The 17,553-nt window shown below is 64.1% G+C and carries 11 protein-coding genes; 7 read left to right on the forward strand and 4 right to left on the reverse strand.

All coding sequences use genetic code 11. The features are described from left to right. Window positions 1–95: 95 nt before the first annotated feature. The 3 genes from NKJ76_RS09895 to NKJ76_RS09905 form a co-directional block, all read right to left on the reverse strand. Window positions 96–887 (reverse strand): TIGR02186 family protein, encoded by a 792-nt coding sequence (locus NKJ76_RS09895; protein ID WP_352537306.1) that lies wholly within the window; start codon window positions 885–887, stop codon window positions 96–98. Further along, complete coding sequence (locus tag NKJ76_RS09900) at window positions 887–1,810, reverse strand: sulfite exporter TauE/SafE family protein (RefSeq protein WP_352510948.1); 924 nt, start codon at window positions 1,808–1,810, stop codon at window positions 887–889. Before NKJ76_RS09900 ends, NKJ76_RS09895 begins: the two co-directional genes overlap by 1 nt. A gap of 193 nt (window positions 1,811–2,003) precedes the next feature. Beyond that, the gene (locus NKJ76_RS09905) at window positions 2,004–6,014 is read right to left on the reverse strand and encodes a peptidoglycan-binding protein (protein WP_352537307.1); all 4,011 of its coding nucleotides are present in this window, start codon (window positions 6,012–6,014) and stop codon (window positions 2,004–2,006) included. Window positions 6,015–6,493: 479 nt separating this feature from the next. Here NKJ76_RS09905 and NKJ76_RS09910 point away from each other — a divergent pair, with 479 nt between their 5' ends. The 7 genes from NKJ76_RS09910 to NKJ76_RS09940 all read left to right on the forward strand — a co-directional run bounded on the left by NKJ76_RS09910 (window position 6,494) and on the right by NKJ76_RS09940 (window position 15,928). Beyond that, the gene (locus NKJ76_RS09910; protein WP_023669610.1) at window positions 6,494–6,952 is read left to right on the forward strand and encodes a MerR family transcriptional regulator; all 459 of its coding nucleotides are present in this window, start codon (window positions 6,494–6,496) and stop codon (window positions 6,950–6,952) included. 274 nt (window positions 6,953–7,226) lie between these two features. Next, window positions 7,227–9,035, forward strand: a complete 1,809-nt coding sequence (locus tag NKJ76_RS09915; RefSeq protein ID WP_023681963.1) for an acyl-CoA dehydrogenase — start codon at window positions 7,227–7,229, stop codon at window positions 9,033–9,035. Window positions 9,036–9,267: 232 nt separating this feature from the next. Further along, the gene (locus NKJ76_RS09920) at window positions 9,268–10,437 is read left to right on the forward strand and encodes an acyl-CoA dehydrogenase family protein (protein ID WP_023681961.1); all 1,170 of its coding nucleotides are present in this window, start codon (window positions 9,268–9,270) and stop codon (window positions 10,435–10,437) included. Window positions 10,438–10,468: 31 nt separating this feature from the next. Next, window positions 10,469–11,677, forward strand: coding sequence for an acetyl-CoA C-acetyltransferase (locus tag NKJ76_RS09925; protein ID WP_023669613.1), 1,209 nt, complete (start codon window positions 10,469–10,471; stop codon window positions 11,675–11,677). A 23-nt stretch (window positions 11,678–11,700) separates the two neighbouring features. Further along, window positions 11,701–13,920: a 3-hydroxyacyl-CoA dehydrogenase NAD-binding domain-containing protein gene (locus tag NKJ76_RS09930; protein WP_352537308.1), complete on the forward strand. Its 2,220-nt coding sequence runs from the start codon at window positions 11,701–11,703 to the stop codon at window positions 13,918–13,920. Between the two features lie 476 nt (window positions 13,921–14,396). After that, complete coding sequence (locus tag NKJ76_RS09935; RefSeq protein ID WP_352537309.1) at window positions 14,397–15,047, forward strand: S24 family peptidase; 651 nt, start codon at window positions 14,397–14,399, stop codon at window positions 15,045–15,047. A gap of 8 nt (window positions 15,048–15,055) precedes the next feature. Continuing rightward, window positions 15,056–15,928: a thermonuclease family protein gene (locus tag NKJ76_RS09940; protein WP_352537310.1), complete on the forward strand. Its 873-nt coding sequence runs from the start codon at window positions 15,056–15,058 to the stop codon at window positions 15,926–15,928. Here NKJ76_RS09940 and NKJ76_RS09945 read toward each other — a convergent pair. After that, the gene (locus tag NKJ76_RS09945; protein WP_352537311.1) at window positions 15,891–17,540 is read right to left on the reverse strand and encodes a lysine--tRNA ligase; all 1,650 of its coding nucleotides are present in this window, start codon (window positions 17,538–17,540) and stop codon (window positions 15,891–15,893) included. The genes NKJ76_RS09940 and NKJ76_RS09945 overlap by 38 nt on opposite strands. Between the last annotated feature and the right edge of the window lie 13 nt (window positions 17,541–17,553).

The following is a 17,553-nucleotide window of genomic DNA, read 5'->3' on the forward strand; positions in this document are numbered from 1 at the left end:
ATGATTGTGCGTGTAACCCGAGGGTTGGGAGGCGGCGGTCTATCGCAAGACTGAGAAAAGGGGAACCCCCTTTCCCCGGAAATGGGTCGTGCGCGTCAATCCCTGCGGAAGATCAGCCTGCCCAGCCAGCCGGTGATCATGGCCAGCGACACGGAGAAGACGCCGTAGAGGAAGGAGTAATCATGCGCGACGCGGAAGATCGACTGTTCGAAACCCGATTTGCGGATTTCGAGCTGGGCCGAGCTTTCCTTGAGGAACAGGCCGCTCTTGAACAGGAACGCGCGGGCTTTATGCGTTCCAACCGGGACATTGGGCGCCAGCCGCACCGTGGCGCGAAACAGGTTCTGCGACAGGAACTGCACGCCGCCGACATTCTCGCTATAGAGGCCGGTCGCCGCCTTGCGCTCGCGCAGCGCCACGGTGAATTCCTCGATCGTCGCCGGACTGTCGGTTACGTCGGCCGGTTGCATGTAAAGGTTGGAGGCGCCGAGCGACAGCTGCTTGTAGCTGTTGGGTTCGGTGATGTCCTGCAGCGGCCGTGTCGTGGCGACGGAGTAGGAGACCGGCACGTTCTCGAAGGTCTCGGATTCCAGGTTGACCCAGACGCCGAGCACCCGGTCCTTGCGGCGCACCACAACCGGCCGCGGCGGCCCTTCGAGCACGACGATGACGTCATAGCGCCCCTGCCGCGCGACCAGCGGGTCGGGGTTTTCCAGCGAACCGAAAATGGTCAGGTCGGCGCCGGAAAAACCGGCGGTGATCGACACGGCGTCGGTGGAGAGACCGATCTGGATGCCTTCCGGCAAGGGGTTCGGCGATTGCGCTGCGGCCGGCAGAGCGACGGCGATAAGCAAAGCGGCGGCCGAAAAAATCCCCCACTGCGGCATCAGTTCAGGCCCGCGGCGGTCAGCGAATAGAGGTTTAGCGGCGTGACGAAGAGATCGATGGCAAGCCGGATGGCAACCGCCAGCACCAGCAGCGCCAGCAGTGCCCTGAGCTGTTCGCCGCGCAGCTTCTGTCCTGCCTTGGCGCCATATTGCGCGCCGGCAACGCCGCCCGCCATCAGCAGGAAGGCAAGCATGACGTCGACCGTCTGGTTGGTGGTGGCGTGGACAAGCGTGGTGTAGGCCGAGGTGAAAATGATCTGGAACAGCGAGGTGCCGATGACGACGTTGGTCGGCACTTTCAAGAGATAGATCAGCGCCGGCACCATGATGAAGCCGCCGCCGACACCCATGATCGACGACAGGAAGCCGATGCCGGCGCCGAGCCCCAGCACCGGAATGACGCTGACGAACAGCTTCGAGGCCCTGAAGCGCATCTTCAGCGGCAGCCGGTGGATCCAGTTGTGCTGGCCGGATTTCTTCAAGACCGGCGCCGCACCGCTGCGCGTGGCGCGCAGCGCATTGACGCTCTCGACCAGCATCAGCCCGCCGACGGTGCCGAGCAGCACGACGTAGAGCAGCGAAATGAACAAATCGAGTTGGCCGAGCCGGCGCAGGAAGGCAAAGACAAAGATACCACCGGTCGAGCCGACGATGCCGCCGGCCAGCAGCACCCCGCCGAGCTTGAAGTCGAGCGTGCCGCGCTTCATGTGCGACAGCGCGCCGGAGAAGGAGGAGGCGATAACCTGGTTGGCGCCAGTGGCAACGGCGATTGCCGGCGGGATGTTGTAGAAGATCAAGAGCGGCGTGATCAGAAAGCCGCCACCGACCCCGAACATGCCCGACAGGAAACCCACCGCCGCGCCCATTGCCAGCAGCACGAAGACGTTGACGGAAATTTCCGCGATCGGGAGATAGATGCCCACCCGTCAGTCTCGATCAGTTTGCCTGTCGGCGATTGCAGCCATTCCAGGGCATTGTCGCACCGAAAAGCCAATTCTTTCTTGCACCGCCGGGGCAGTGGGATCAAACCCCGCCGCCCTACCGAAACAAAAAACATCTCAAGCAGTTAACAGGCAAATGTATGGCAAGGGCGTCGCGTTAGCGACGCATCTGCCGTTATTTGTGCGCCAGCAGCGCCTTCACCAGCTTTTCGTCGATTTCGCCGGTCGCCTGCATCTTGTTGTCGGTCTGGAAAGCCATGATTGCGGTCTTGGTCTTGCCGCCCATCACGCCATCGGCGCCGCCGGCATCGTAGCCGTTCTTGTTGAGGATGAGCTGGATGTTCTTGACCGCCTTCTTCATGTCAACGCTGGCGGTGGTCTGCGGCGTGCCTTCCTGCCAGGATTCAGGAATGTCGGCCGAGTTGGACGCAGGGTCGAGCGGCTTCGGCTTCCACAGTTCCGTGGCGGCGCGCGCCCGCTCCAGCTGTTCGGGGCGCAGCGCAGTGGCGACTTCGTCGCGCTTTGCAGCCGCATCCTTGTCGCCGGTCTTGGCGACGAGCGCGAACCATTTGTAGGATTCCTCCAGGCTCTGCTTCATGCCGACGCCCTTTGCCGCCAGGATGCCGAGATTGAACTGGCTGTCCTTGACGCCGACATCGGCCGCCGCCTGAAACCAGTGCGCGGCCGATTCATTGTCGGTCACGCCGTCGGCGGCCATGGCAAACAGAACGGCCAGATTGTGCATGGCGCTGGCATTACCCTGCGCGGCGGCGAGCTGGTAGAAGGTCTTTGCCTTCTTGACGTCGCGCGTGACGCCGATGCCCTTCTCGTAGAAATTGCCGATGCGGTATTCCGCCGGTGCGAAGCCGAGCTCGGCCGACTTTTCGTACCATTTGGCCGCTGCCGCCATGTCTTCCTTGACGCCGCGCGATTCAGCATAGCGCGAACCGAGCTCGAACAGCGCCTTGGCGTCACCGCCGGCAGCCGCGTCGCGCAAGGCTTGCGGGCCGGCATCGGCCGGAACGTCTATCTTGGCCACGACAGGTGTTACCGCGGCATCAGCCGGCGGAACGGCGCCGGTAGTATCCGAGGCCGTCGTATCCGAGGCCGAGGGCGCCATGACGGCGGCCGCAGGCTGCGCGTCGGCAGCCGCCGGTTCCGCAGTGGCGGTGGTCGGCAGCATTGCATTTGGCGCGGGGGCCGGATCGGCCAAAGCCATCGGCGCTGGCGCGGGCTCCACCGCCGGCACTTCGGGCGCGGCGACCGAGGCCGCATTCATTGGCGCATCGTTGCCAGCTGCCGGTTCCGTGGGCTCCGCCTGCCTGACGATCCGGGCCGGCAAGTCCTGCACGGCCACCTGCTGTTCTGCCTTGGGTTGGCTGGCAGCGTTGACCGAGGCAGTCTCGACCGGCTGCGAGGCGACGATCGGCGCTGTATCGTTGCTTGCGACCTCGACCGGGTCGGCGAAGAAGGCCTTGCCCAACTGGAGGCCGGCAAGCGCCAGCATGATCGCGACCGCTCCCATCAGGATCGGCTTGCGCCGCGCCTTGAGCAGGTCGCCGATACGAAGCGCCTTGACCGGGCCCTTCATGGTGGACTGGCGTTTCAACGCGTCGGCCTCGGCGGCCGCTGCCTGCGCCGCGCGCCTGGCCGCGGCAATGAAGTCGGATTTCGACGCATCGCCGGGGTTTTGGCGCACCGGCGGGCCGCGCTCGTCGCGCACGCGCTTCATGATGGCGTTGAGGTCGGGCGCGCCGGAGCCCGGCTCCAACGGCCGGTTGGCGAGCTTCGGATCGAGCGGCTCGTCGAGATCGACGCTCGGCATGTCGACATTAGGCCCCGAGCCGGCAAGCGGCGGCATGTCAGCCGGCTTCTTGCCCCTGAAGGCGCGCGCCAATCCACCGAACAGCGACGTCTTGGCCGTGGCTTCGCCTTTCTCGGCAGTCCTGTCGGAACCGAGCGCTGCCTGGGCAGCGGCCGCGGCAGCCTCGGCTGGCGAGCGCCGCACGGGTTCGCTGCCCATGACCGGGTCGCTACGCGTACCCAGGTCGCTACGCGTACCCGGGTCGGCGCGCATATCCGGCTCGCTGCGCATGATGGCGGCGGCGCGGCCGTCGAGATCGGCCATGTCTCCGGTCAGCGGCAGCGGCTGGTCGATATCCATCGATGGCGCGTCCTGCACCGAAATCTTGGAGGCGCGTGCAGCGCGGGCCCGCCGCGCCGGCTCGGCCTGGGCATCCAGAAGCTCGCTCACCGCCTCGGCCGGTTCGCTGGTCTCCAGCGAGCCCAGACGATCGACGATCTTGAGCAACGTGTCGTGGATAGCCTCGAATGTCCGTGAATTGCGCTCGTCCGAACGGCGCGTCAGCGCTTCCAGCGTCTTCAGATCCTGAGCAAGGCCGGTAACGGCCGCGGTGTTGGCGTTGGAATCTGCTAGCGAGCGCACGGCGCTCTCGGCCGCTTCCCGTGCCGCGCCCATGATGGATTCGCGGGTTCCGGCCAGCGACTTCTCGATTTCGTTGAGGCGCGGGCTGATGTCCTCGAATTCCGGCAGCGGCGTGCCGGGCTTCGACAGATGCGCCGATAGGCCGGAGACCTGCGCCTCGAGGCTGCGGATCAGTGCCGGATCGATGCCGGCGACCTGCGCGGCCGACGATTCCAGCCTGCTTGAAATGTCTTCGAGCCGGCTTTCCAGGCCACGGATCGCCGCCTCGTTGGCAGGATCGGGAATGCGCGTCTCCATGCGTTGGGCGAGCGCGGTGAAGCGTGCGTCGATGGCGTCCATGATGCCGGCGCTGTCAGCCTGCGGCTGGCGCTGGTCCAGCCGGTCGGCAACCTCGTCCAGCCGCCGCTCGAGATCGCGAAACAGCATGTTGCCCTGTTCGATGGCGTCGCCCTGCCGGCGTTCCATCATGCCCGACAGCACGTCGAAGCGCTGTTCCAGACCCTGGAAGATATAGTCGGCGTCGGGCATCGCCGGGGCGCGGTCGATCTTGTCGGCGATCATCGCGATCTGCTTGCCGAGGCGCTCCATCGCCTGTTCCGGCAGATTGGCGCGGCCGGCAAGCTCGTCGACCCTGTTCGACAGCGTGCTGAGACGGTCGAGAACCTCGCCGCTCGGACGAACCTGCACGACTTCCTCGATCTGCTGCGCCAGCGAGGCGATCCGCTTCTCGATGCGCTCGAACGGTTCGGGGTCGAAGGAATTGGCCTGTGCGGCGACGGTGGAGGCGACGATGGCGCGCGAAATCTCATCGAGCCGTTCGTCGATCAGGCCAAGCGTGTCGCCGCCGCGGTTGCTCTGCTGGCTGACGAAATGATCGACGGCGCCGGCAAGCGTGCGCACCTTTTCTTCCATCGAGCGCAGCGACAGCGATTCCGGCAGATTGTGGACCGCATTGCTGATCTGTTCGAGCCGGTCGGTCAGGGCCGAAAATCCGGGGCCGTCGGCGCGGTTGCGCTGGTCGGCGTCGACACGGTCCTCGAACGCGCTCCAGCGGCGGTCGAAATCGTCCCAGCGGCGGTCGACCTTCAGCACGCTTTCCTCGCGCGCCAATGTGTCGAGCGCCGTCTTTACCTGCTCGAGCTCGAGCCGCAGCATGTTGACGCTTCGGTCGTCGCTCTTCTCGGCCAGCGTCTGGATGGCGCCGGACAGCCGCTCGAATTCGACGCCGAGTTCGGCGCTGCCCTTGCCGGGCAAGCCGCCTGCCTGACCACCCGATTGGTTGCTCGCCTGGAAGGCCCGTTCGATGTCCTTGCGCAACGCGGCGAATTCGCGCTGCAGGCCGGCCGTCATCTGATGGCGCAGTTCCTCGCGCAGGCCACGCAATTCGCCGGCGATCTTGCCGACCACGGCGACGCTGTCTTCCTGGCCGCGCACGCGGTCGATGTCGCGCGCGATCGCCTGATAGTTCTGGTCGAAGGCGGCCGTCACAGGGCTTTTCGGCCGCGGCGCGGGCTGCGGGTCCTCGTACCAGCGCGGCGGCGGGGCGTAGGGCTGGGCACTTGCGTAGCGCGGCTCCGGAGCGGGCCGGCGCGGATCGAAGCGCTCGGCGGCGTCCTCGCGCTTGCGCTCCAGCCGCTGCTCCAGCGTTTCCAGCGAGCGGTTCAATTCGTCAAGCGTGGTGTTCGGCCTGCGCGGCCTGCCGGCGTTGAGTGTATCGAGATAGGACCGCTTGCTGTTCATCGATGCGTCCGTTTTTCAGAATGGCCGGCTTGCTGCCAGTTTCCCAAGTCCTTGTCGGGAACGAAGGCGGCCGCGCGGCACTGCTGCGGCGGAAGACGAGCTTCCCGGGCCAGGCCCGCTCTCCGAAAAACCGTGAAAAATTCGCTACAGGATAAACACGGGTGACCGACATCCGCACATTTCACCCATCGTGGTAAACAAGGTGTTAACCAAGCTTAAGAAGTTACGGCATTGCTGAAATACAGGCGGTGCCCGTTCGGACCCGGCGCCGGGGGTGCGGCATAAGGTTTCGCAATCCCAGAACGCCCTTGCGTCATGCGACGGCTATCGTTATAGAATTGACGTAAACGTAAGAGGGGCGCCGTTCGTGCCTTTTGCGATGAATTAGTTGAAACCACGACTGGAAGCATGCCCCCGCTTCCACTCAGGCGTTGCAAGGTCCGAGACCGCGATGCCACGACAGGGGAAAGCCAGTGACTATGAAACTTGTTTCGCCCGGCGAAGCCGCGGCCAACACCAACAATATGTCTGCCGAAGCCAGTGAGGAGCTCGTGCGCATCGGCGAGATGGCCAAGAAATACGGCGTGACGCTGCGCACGCTGCGTTTCTATGAAGACAAGGGCCTGCTCAATCCGAAACGCGATGGGGCAACGCGCCTCTACACGCGCCGCGACAAGGCGCGGCTGAAGCTGATCCTGCTCGGCCGCAAGGTCGGGTTCTCGCTGCGCGACGTCAAGCAGATGATGGATCTCTACGATCCCACGGGATCCAACACCAAGCAATTGCGGCTGGCTCTCGACAAGTCGGAGAAGCAGCTAGCCCGCCTGCAGAAGCAGCGCGCGCTGATCGACGACGCCATCAACGAGCTGAGCGGCTCGATGTCGGCCGTGCGCCAGATGCTGTCCGAGCGTTCGGCCCCGGCCAGCGCCGCCAGCTGATTTTGCTCCGCAGCTCCCGGCGAAAGCTTTGAACTTAAGAGCCGCGCGGCCGCCCGCGCGGCTCTTTTTGTTTGACCCCCCTCGCTTTGCACAAAGCCATGCACCGCTCGTGCCGATAGGCTGGCATAGGTAAATTTTGTCCCGGCGACAAAATTGACGTTTACGCAAACGTCAATTTTTGCTATCCCGCTTTCAACATTGGCCCGCATGCCGCCCCAACCTCATGTTTCGGGGCTCGATCTCGCGGCCAAGACCCGCATGGTGGAGGAAACACATGCCGATCTACAGGGCGCCGGTCCAGGACACGCTGTTCGTGCTCAACGAGGTGCTGGGTTATCAGCGCTACTCCAACCTTCCCGGATTTGCCGACGCGACGCCCGACGTTGTCGAGGCGATCCTCGCCGAAGGCGCCAAGCTCGCCGAAAACGTTATGCATCCTCTGAACCGCGTCGGTGACATGGAAGGCTGCGTGCGCCATGAGGACGGCTCGGTGACGACGCCGAAGGGCTTCAAGGAAGCCTACGACCAGTATCGCGAAGGCGGCTGGATGGGACTGGCGGCGCCCGTCGAGTTCGGCGGCCAGGGGCTGCCCTATGCCGTGCACACCGCGGTTGCCGAATACATGGTTTCGGCCAACATGGCGCTGATGATGTATCCCGGCCTGACGCAAGGCGCTATCGCTGCGATCATCACACACGGCACCGACGAGCAGAAGGCGACATGGCTGCCGAAGCTGGTCGAGGGGTCCTGGACCGGTACCATGAACCTGACCGAGCCGCATTGCGGTACCGATCTCGGTCTGCTGCGCACCAAGGCGGTGCCGAACGGCAACGGCACCTACAAGATCTCAGGCCAGAAGATCTTCATCTCGGCCGGCGAGCACGACATGTCGGAAAACATCGTCCATCTCGTGTTGGCCCGCATCGAAGGTGCGCCGGCAGGCGTGAAGGGGATCTCGCTGTTCATCGTGCCAAAGCTGAAGCTCGATGCCTCGGGCAATCCGGGCGAGAAGAACACGCTCTCCTGCGGGTCGATCGAGGAGAAGATGGGCATCCACGGCAATTCGACTTGCGTCATGAATTATGACGAGGCCGAAGGCACGCTGCTCGGTGAGGCCAATGGCGGCCTGAAGGCGATGTTCACGATGATGAACGAAGCCCGCCTCGGCGTCGGCCTGCAGGGCCTGTCGCTGTCCGAGATCGCCTACCAGAACGCGGTCTCCTACGCCAAGGACCGGCTGCAGGGCCGCTCGCTGTCGGGCGCCAAGGCGCCGGACAGACAAGCCGATCCGATCATCGTCCATCCCGACATCCGCCGCTCGCTGATGACCATGAAGGCCTTCAACGAGGCCGGCCGCGCGCTGGCGCTGTGGACGGCGATCAAGTCCGACATCGCCCACCGCTCCGCCGACGACAAGGATCGCCAGGCGGCCGACGACTATACAGGCCTGCTGACGCCGGTGATCAAGGGCGTGCTCACCGACAAGGGCTTCGACCATGCCGTCATGGCGCAGCAGGTGTTCGGCGGCCACGGCTATATCGAAGAACACGGCATGAGCCAATTCGTGCGCGATGCCCGCATCGCCATGATCTATGAAGGCGCCAACGGCATCCAGGCGCTCGACCTTGTCGGCCGCAAGCTTGGCCTGAATGGCGGCCGCGCAGTGCAGGCTTTCTTCAAGGACGTCGGCGAGTTCTGCGAGGAGAACCGTGCCGACGAGAAGCTGGCGCCGTTCACCAAGGCGTTGAAGAAGGGCCTCAACGATCTGCAGGCGGCGACGATGTGGCTGGTGCAGAACGGCATGGCCAAGCCCGACAATGCCGGCGCCGCATCCACCGACTACATGCATCTCTTTGGCCTTGTGGCGCTCGGCTACATGTGGGCGCAGATGGCCAAGGCCGCGCTCGGCAAGACCGGCGCCAATGGCTCCCAATCTGTCCACGAAAATGGGGCTTTCTACGACAACAAGGTGGTGACGGCGCGCTTCTTCATGGAGCGGATCATGCCCGAGACATCGGCACATCTCGCCCGCATTTCCAGTGGTGCGGACACGCTAATGGCGCTGCCTGCGGAAGCGTTCTAGAAATGGCTGGCGTCCCCCTCCCCCTTGAGGGGAGGGTGGCCCGAAGGGCCGGGAGGGGTCCTTGCGTGCAGTGCGCCGGCTGGTTGGCGCTTTGGTAGGAGATGATCGCAATGCCCCAAACCCGCGTCAATTCCGAAGATAAGGTCGAGCACGTCATCGGCGACCCCACCCGACCGCTTCGCGGCCACCCTCCCCTCGAGGGGGAGGGGGACGTTGGCGCGGGAGAAACGGCATGACAAATCCAGCCGAAGTGCTCTCCTTGCCGAAGCCCGCCTGGGCGGCGGACGAAGTCGGCATGCTCTACGACATGGCGCATCGCTTCATGTCGGAAGAGATCGCGCCGCGCTACGACGAGTTCGAGAAGAACGAGATGGTCGACCGCGAGAGCTGGCGCAAGGCAGGTTCCGCCGGCCTGCTCTGCGCCTCGATGCCGGAGGAATATGGCGGCTCCGGCGGCACCTTCGCGCATGAGAGCGCCATCATCGAGGCGATCGGCCATGTCGGCGTCGACGGTTTCGGCATCGGCCTGCACAATGCGATCGTTGCCCCTTACATCCTTCATTACGGCTCCGAGGAGCAGAAGAAGAAATGGCTGCCGAAGCTGGCAACCGGCGAACTGATCGGCGCCATCGCCATGACCGAGCCGGGCGCCGGCTCCGACCTGCAAGGCGTCAAGACGCGCGCCGAGAAGGACGGCAACCAGTACAAGATCAACGGCTCGAAAACCTTCATCACCAATGGCCAACTGGCCAATTTCATCATCGTCGTCACCAAGACCGATCCGGCCAAAGGCGCCAAGGGCACCTCGCTGATCGTCGTCGAGGCCGACGAGGCCGAAGGCTTCGAACGCGGCCGCAACCTCGACAAGATCGGCCTGAAGGCCAACGACACGTCGGAGCTGTTCTTCAATGATCTGCGCGTGCCGACCTCGAACCTGCTTGGCCACGAAGAGGGACAGGGCTTCATCCAGCTGATGCAGCAATTGCCGCAGGAGCGCCTGCAGATCGGCACCGGCGCGATCGCCATGATCGAGCGCGCGCTTGCTCTGACCATCGACTACGTCAAGGACCGCAAGGCCTTCGGCAAAGCGATCATCGAGTTCCAGAACACCCAGTTCAAGCTCGCCGAACTGAAGACCGAGGCCACCATCGGCCGCGTCTTCTACAATGATTGCGTCACCCGCCACATCAATGGCGGGCTGGATCCGGTGACGGCGTCGATGGCGAAATACTGGCTCTCGGACCTGCAGGGAAAAGTCGTCGACGAATGCCTTCAATTGCATGGCGGCTATGGCTACATGAATGAATATCCGATCGCCCGCATGTTCCGCGACGCCCGCGTCCAGCGCATCTACGGCGGCACCAACGAGATCATGAAATTGCTGATCGGCCGCTCTCTCTGAGAGCGACGTCGGCAAAGCAAGGAGCAAGCAAATGGCTGAAGCTTATGTCTATGACGCCGTGCGCACACCGCGCGGCAAGGGCAAGAAGGATGGCTCGCTGCACGAGGTGCCGGCGGTGCGGCTTGCGGCCAGGACGCTTGAAGCGTTGCGCGACCGCAACGGCCTCGACACTGCAAACGTCGACGACATCATCTTCGGCTGCGTCGATCCGGTCGGCGAAGCCGGCTCCGTCATTCCGCGTGCCGCCGCCTTCGAGGCCGGCTACGATAACAAGGCGCCGGGCATGCAGATCTCGCGCTTCTGCGCCTCAGGCCTCGACGCCATCAATTTCGGCGCCGCCAAGATCGCTCAAGGCGCCGACGAGATCGTCATTGCAGGCGGCGTGGAATCGATGTCGCGCGTCGGCATGGGCGCCTCGGGCGGCGCGTGGTTCATGGACCCGTCCGTCGGCCTGCCCGGCTGGTTCGTGCCGCAAGGCATTTCGGCCGACCTGATCGCCACCAAATACGGTTTTTCGCGCGACGACGTCGATGCCTATGCGGTCGAGAGCCAGAAGCGTGCGGGCAAGGCCTGGGCCGATGGCCGTTTCAAGAACTCCGTCATACCGATCAAGGACCAGAACGGCCTCACCATCCTCGATCATGACGAGCATATGCGGCCGTCGACCGACATGCAGTCGCTGGCCTCGCTCAACCCGTCCTTCGTCATGCCTGGCGAAATGGGCGGCTTCGACGCGGTCGCCGTGCAGAAGCATCCGGAAGTCGAAGAGGTCAACCACGTCCACCATGCCGGCAACTCGTCCGGCATCGTCGATGGTGCGGCCGCCGTACTGCTCGGCTCGAAGAAGGCCGGCAAGACGATGGGCCTGAAGCCACGCGCCCGCATCCGCGCCTTTGCCAACATCGGCTCCGAGCCGGTGCTGATGCTTACCGGTCCGGTCGACGTCACCGAGAAGCTTCTGAAGCGCGCCAAGATGAAGCTGTCGGATATCGACCTGTTCGAGCTCAACGAGGCCTTCGCCTCAGTGGTGCTGCGCTACATGCAGGCATTCGAAATCCCGCACGACAAGATCAACGTCAATGGCGGCGCCATCGCCATGGGCCATCCGCTCGGCGCCACCGGCGCGATGATCCTGGGCACGGTGCTGGACGAGCTCGAGCGCCGCGATTTGAACACCGCTCTGGTGACGCTCTGCATCGGCGCCGGCATGGGCACCGCAACGATTATCGAACGCGTCTGATTTTCGGCCGGAAGGAGAGAGACATGACTTATACAAACTTCACGGTCGACACCGACGCAGACGGCATCGCGCTGGTCACCTGGAACATGCCGGACCGCTCGATGAACGTCTTCACCGAAGAGGTGATGAACGAGCTCGAGAAGATCATCGACCATGTGGTGGCCGACGCCGCCATCAAGGGCGCGGTGATCACCTCGGGAAAGGACAGCTTCTCCGGCGGCGCCGACCTGACCATGCTGCAGAAGATGCTGGCCGTATTTGCCAAGGAGAAGACCAAGGACCCGGAGAAGGCGGCACAGCTTTTGTTCGACAATGCCGGCCGCATGGGTGGCTTGTGGCGCAAGCTCGAAACGTCGGGCAAGCCTTGGGTCTCGGCGATCAACGGCACCTGCATGGGTGGCGCGTTCGAGCTGTCGCTGGCCTGTCATGGCCGCGTTGCCGCTGACTCCGAAAAGGTCAAGATGGCCTTGCCGGAAGTCAAGGTCGGCATCTTCCCCGGCGCCGGTGGCACCCAACGCGTGCCGCGCCTGACCGACCAGCAGCAGGCGTTGCAGATGCTGACCACCGGCCAGACGCTGTCGCCGCAGAAAGCCAAGGCGATGGGGCTGATCCACGAGATCGCCGAACCCGGCAAGCTGATCGAGACCGCCAAGGCGATGATCAGGAACGGCCTGAAAGCCGTCCAGCCCTGGGACGAGAAGGGCTTCAAGCTGCCTGGCGGCCAAATCTATACGCCGGCCGGCTTCAATCTGTGGCCGCCGGCCATCGCCATCCTGCGCCGCGAGACCTACGGCAATTATCCGGCCGCCGCGGCGATCCTGAAATGCGTCTATGAAGGCCTGCTGGTGCCGTTCGACACCGGTCTGCGGATCGAACAGCGCTATTTCACCGAAATCATGCAGTCCAAGGAAGCAGCAGCGATGATCCGCTCGCTGTTCGTCTCGCTGCAGGAGCTCAACAAGGGCGCCCGCCGTCCGGCCGGCGTGCCGGAGACCAAGTTCAAGAAGATCGGTATTCTCGGCGCCGGCTTCATGGGTGCCGGCATCGCCTTTGTCACCGCCAAGGCCGGCATCCCGGTCGTCCTGCTCGACCGCGACATGGCGTCGGCCGAAAAGGGCAAGGCGCATTCCGACAGCCTGATCTCCGATCAGGTCAAGAAGGGCCGCGCCAAGCCCGAGGAGAAGGACAGACTTCTGTCGCTGATCACGCCAACGGCCGACTATGCCGATCTCGCCGGCTGCGATCTGGTGGTCGAGGCGGTGTTCGAGGATTCGGCCGTCAAGAAGACTGCCACCGAGCAGGCCGAAGCCGTGCTGAAATCGTCAGCGGTCTTCGCCTCCAACACCTCGACCATCCCGATCACTGCACTGGCCAAGAATTCGGCGCGGCCGAAGAATTTCGTCGGCATCCACTTCTTCTCGCCGGTCGACAAGATGATGCTGGTCGAGATCATCCTGGGCAAGAAGACCGGCGACAAGGCGCTGGCCACCGCGATCGATTTCGTGCGCGCCATCAAGAAGACGCCGATCGTCGTCAACGACACGCGCGGCTTCTACGTCAACCGCTGCGTGCTGCGCTACATGTCGGAAGCCTACAAGATGCTGATCGAAGGCGTTCCGGCGCCGATGATCGAGAACGCCGCCAAGGCCGCCGGCATGCCGGTCGGCCCGCTGGCGCTGACCGACGAGACGGCGATCGACCTTGCCCAGAAGATCATGAAGCAGACCATCAGGGACCTCGGAGACAAGTCTGTCGACCCCAGGCAGATGGCGCTGATCAACACGCTGGTCGACACCCATGGCCGCTTCGGCCGCAAGAACGGCAAGGGTTTTTACGACTATCCGGCCAAGCCTGCCAAGAAGAAGCTGTGGCCGGGCCTGAAGGATCTCTATCCGCAGCTGGAGGCCGAGGAGGTCGACTATGAGGAACTGCAGCAGCGCCTGCTGGTAACCATTGCGCTGGAAGCGGCCCGGGTGATGGAAGAGGGCATCGTCACCGACCCGCGCGAGGCCGATGTCGGCTCGATCCTCGCCTTCGGTTTCGCGCCATTCACCGGCGGCGCGCTGTCCTATATCGACGGCATCGGCGCCGGGGAGTTCGTCAGAATAGCCAAGGGCCTGCAGAAGAAATACGGCGCCGAGTTCAAGGCGCCCAAGCTGCTACTCGACCTGGCGGAGAAGGGCGAGACCTTCTACCAGCGCTTCGATCCCTATGCGAAAGGCGAAGTGCAGAAGGCCGCTTGAGCTAGCGCCCCATGTACGTCTGAGGGCGCCTTGCGCGCATGGCCACGGCAAGGCGCGCCGTGACCCTTACGCGGTCGGCAGCGAAAGTCGGCTGGCTTTTCGCTGCCTGCCGACATCGACTTCAACCTCCATCTCAACAACGCCCGCTACATGATGCTCGCCGACCTCGCGCATGACCCCGAAAATCGGAATCGATTTTCGGAAAGGATCATGCGCCAAATCAAAATGCTACAGCGTCCTTGGCGCGTCCAACAGTACGCTTGCCCGCTCCGTTCAACCGCGACCGCCGACCGAGGCCGAGCGGGTTTGCATGACCTCCCACCAGGGATTGCGCAGCCTGCCCAAGGCAGTTTGAGGCATCCATGACGACTTCGCCGCACGCAGCTTTTTGAGAGATCGGGCCGCGCGCCGGTGGACAATCGGATAACCGCGCGTTAGAAGGAAAAGGTATTTTTTCCTGTTTTGAGGAGAGCGAATTGCTCTCGCATGACCGAGTTTGGGCAGCCATCGACGCTCTCGCCGAGCGCTATTCGTTGTCGGCCTCCGGCCTGGCCCGGCGAGCCGGTCTGGACTCCACCGCTTTCAACAAGTCAAAGCGGCTGTCCTCGGATGGGCGGCCGCGCTGGCCCTCGACCGAATCGCTGGCCAAGATCATCGAGGCGACCGGCGCTTCGCTCGACGAATTCACCGGACTGGTCGAAGGCCGTGCCAAGACAGCTTCGGGCTCGTTGGCCCCGCAGCGTTCGGCGGTGCCGCTGCTCGGCTTTGCCCAGGCCGGCGCCGGCGGCTTCTTTGATGATTCCGGCTATCCCTCAGGCCAGGGCTGGGACCTTGTCGAGCTTCCGGCACGGGCGACCGAAACCTCCTATGCGTTGAAGGTGCAGGGCGATTCCATGCTGCCGCTCTACCGCAATGGCGATGTGCTGATCGTCGAGCCGGGGGCCGCTACCCGCAAGGGCGACCGCGTCGTCGTCAAGACCAATGCCGGCGAAGTCATGGCCAAGGTTCTGGACCGCCAGACGACGAAATCGATCGTGCTGATCTCGCTCAACCCCGACCACCCGGACCGCGACATCGCGATGCGCGATGTCGAATGGGTGGCGCGGATCGTCTGGGCAAGCCAGTAGGTCTCGCGGTGCGTCTGCTTCAAATCCTCATGGCCCTCCTGGCGATCCCGGTGATGGTCGCCATTGTCGTCGCCGGCGGTCGAGCGCTGCATCGCGACGGCCCCGCCATCACTGTCGACCAGATCGACCCGGAGACCGAGGCCGTGCCCGAGGAGCCGGCGACGTCGGAGATCCCCGAGGTCCAGCCCGTCAAGCCTCCGATGCACTCGCCTCAGGTGCATTCGAGGGCGATCGATCCCGAGGCCATCGCACCGCCGCCGCTGCCGGTAGAAGAACTTGAACGGGTTGAGCCACGCGAGCCGCTGAGCGACCTGGCGCTGGCCGGACCGCCCAAGCCGCGTGGGCGCAGAGCGGTCGACGACTGGGGAGGAACAAAACTGTTCCAGCCGGTCGCGGCCGCCGCCGGCCTGATCGAAGCCAATGGTTATTCCGTGACGGTCTCCGGCATCGACATGGTCAGGCAAGACGAGACCTGCACCGAGGGCGGCAAGTCCTGGGCTTGCGGTATCAGGGCGCGCACCGCGTTCCGGTCTTTCCTGCGCGGCCGGGCCGTTGCCTGCAAGGTGCCGCCGGAGGCCGACCGTGCGCTGATCGCCGCCGAATGCCGCATCGGCAAGCTGGATGTCGGCCAGTGGCTGGTCGAAAACGGCTGGGCGCGCGCCACGGCAGGCGGCCCCTATGTCGAAGCGGGCGACAAGGCGCGCGCCGCCAAGAAGGGCGTCTTCGGCGCCGCGCCCGATCTTGGCGGCCTGCCACCGGCGCCAACGCCGGTTGCGGCACCGACGGCGTCGCAACCGATCCTCGATGCCCCGGCGATGGACACGCCGCCGGCCGGGACGGAAATTACGCCGCCAGCTGACCAGCCAGCGCCCGCTCAATGAGCGCGCGGGTTTCGGCGATGCCGTAGAGGGCTGCGAACGAACCGAAGCGCGGTCCGCGTTCCTGGCCGATCAGCACCTGGTAGATCATCTGGAAGAAAGCGCCCGAGACACCAGGGCCGCCGTCCGGGCTCTTCTTCGAATGGTCCTGATAGCGTTCGATCTTGCGCGCCACGTTGAGCGAAGCGTTCTGGATCATTTCGCCGTCGGCGCCGGCCGGCAGGCCAGCAAGCGCGTTGCCAAGCGCTTCCAGCGCCACGCGTTCGACATCGTCGGCCGGCCGGAAGGTCTTCGTCGGCTTCACGAAATCGTCGAAGTAGCGGATGGCGAAACCGACCAGCTGGTCGAGTTCGGGATGCGTCGCCGGCGTCACGCCAGATGCATGGCGCGAGATGAAGCCCCACAGCACATCCTTGTTTTGCGCGTTGGAGGCGCTGACCAGGTTGAGCAGCAGCGAGAACGGCACCGGCATGTCGATGGAAGGCGGCTTGCCGTCATGCATGTGCCAGACCGGATTGCCCAGCCGCTCCTTCCAGTCCTGGCGCGGATAGGCGTTGAGGAAGGTGTAGTACTCGTCGACGGCGCGTGGGATGACGTCGAAATAGAGCTTTTTCGCCTGCCTTGGCCGCTGGTACATATAGAGGCCGAGGCTCTCGGTCGGCGCGTAGCGCAGCCATTCGTCGATGGTCAGCCCGTTGCCCTTCGACTTCGAGATCTTCTGGCCGTTCTCGTCGAGGAACAATTCGTAGACGAAATGCTCCGGCGCGCGTCCGCCGAGAATGTTGCAGATGCGGTCGTAGATCACCGCATTGGTCTGGTGGTCCTTGCCGAACATTTCGAAATCGACGCCGAGCGCTGCCCAGCGCATGCCGAAATCCGGCTTCCACTGCAGCTTGACCTTGCCGCCGGTCACCGAAAGCGTGGTCTCGGTGCCTTCATCGTCGAAGGTGATGGTGCCGGCCTTGGCGTCGACATGCTTCATCGGCACGTAGAGCACGCGCCCGCTCTTCGGCGAGATAGGCAGGAACGGGCTGTAGGTCGCCTGGCGCTCGGGTCCCAGTGTCGGCAGCATCACCGCCATGATCTGGTCGTAGCGCTCGGCTGCGCGCACAAGCATCGCATCGAAGCGGCCGGCCTTGTAGTACTGCGTCGCGCTGGCGAATTCGTAGTCGAAGCCGAACGTGTCGAGGAAGCGGCACAACATCGCGTTGTTGTGGTCGCCAAAGCTCGGATAGTCCCCGCCGAACGGATTGGGCACCGCCGACAGCGGCATATGCAGATAGGGCTCGAGGGCTGCGCGATCCGGCACATTGTCGGGGATTTTGCGCATGCCGTCCATATCGTCGGAGAAGCAGAGCAGCTTGGTCTTGACCTTGTTCCCGGTCAGCACGTGAAAGGCATGGCGCACCATCGAGGTGCGCGCGACCTCGCCGAACGTCCCGATATGCGGCAGGCCCGACGGGCCGTAGCCGGTCTCGAACAGGATGATCTCGGGAAAGTCGGCGCCTTTGTAGCGCTCGATAATCTTTTTGGCTTCCTCGAACGGCCAGGCCTTGCTTTCGGCGGCTGCCGCAAGCATTTCGGGGTTGAGATCGGCGATGTTTGATCCCGTCATGTCAAAGTTCCAG

The sequence above is a fragment of the Mesorhizobium sp. M0029 genome, assembly GCF_040323735.1.
In the GTDB taxonomy this organism is placed as follows: domain Bacteria; phylum Pseudomonadota; class Alphaproteobacteria; order Rhizobiales; family Rhizobiaceae; genus Mesorhizobium.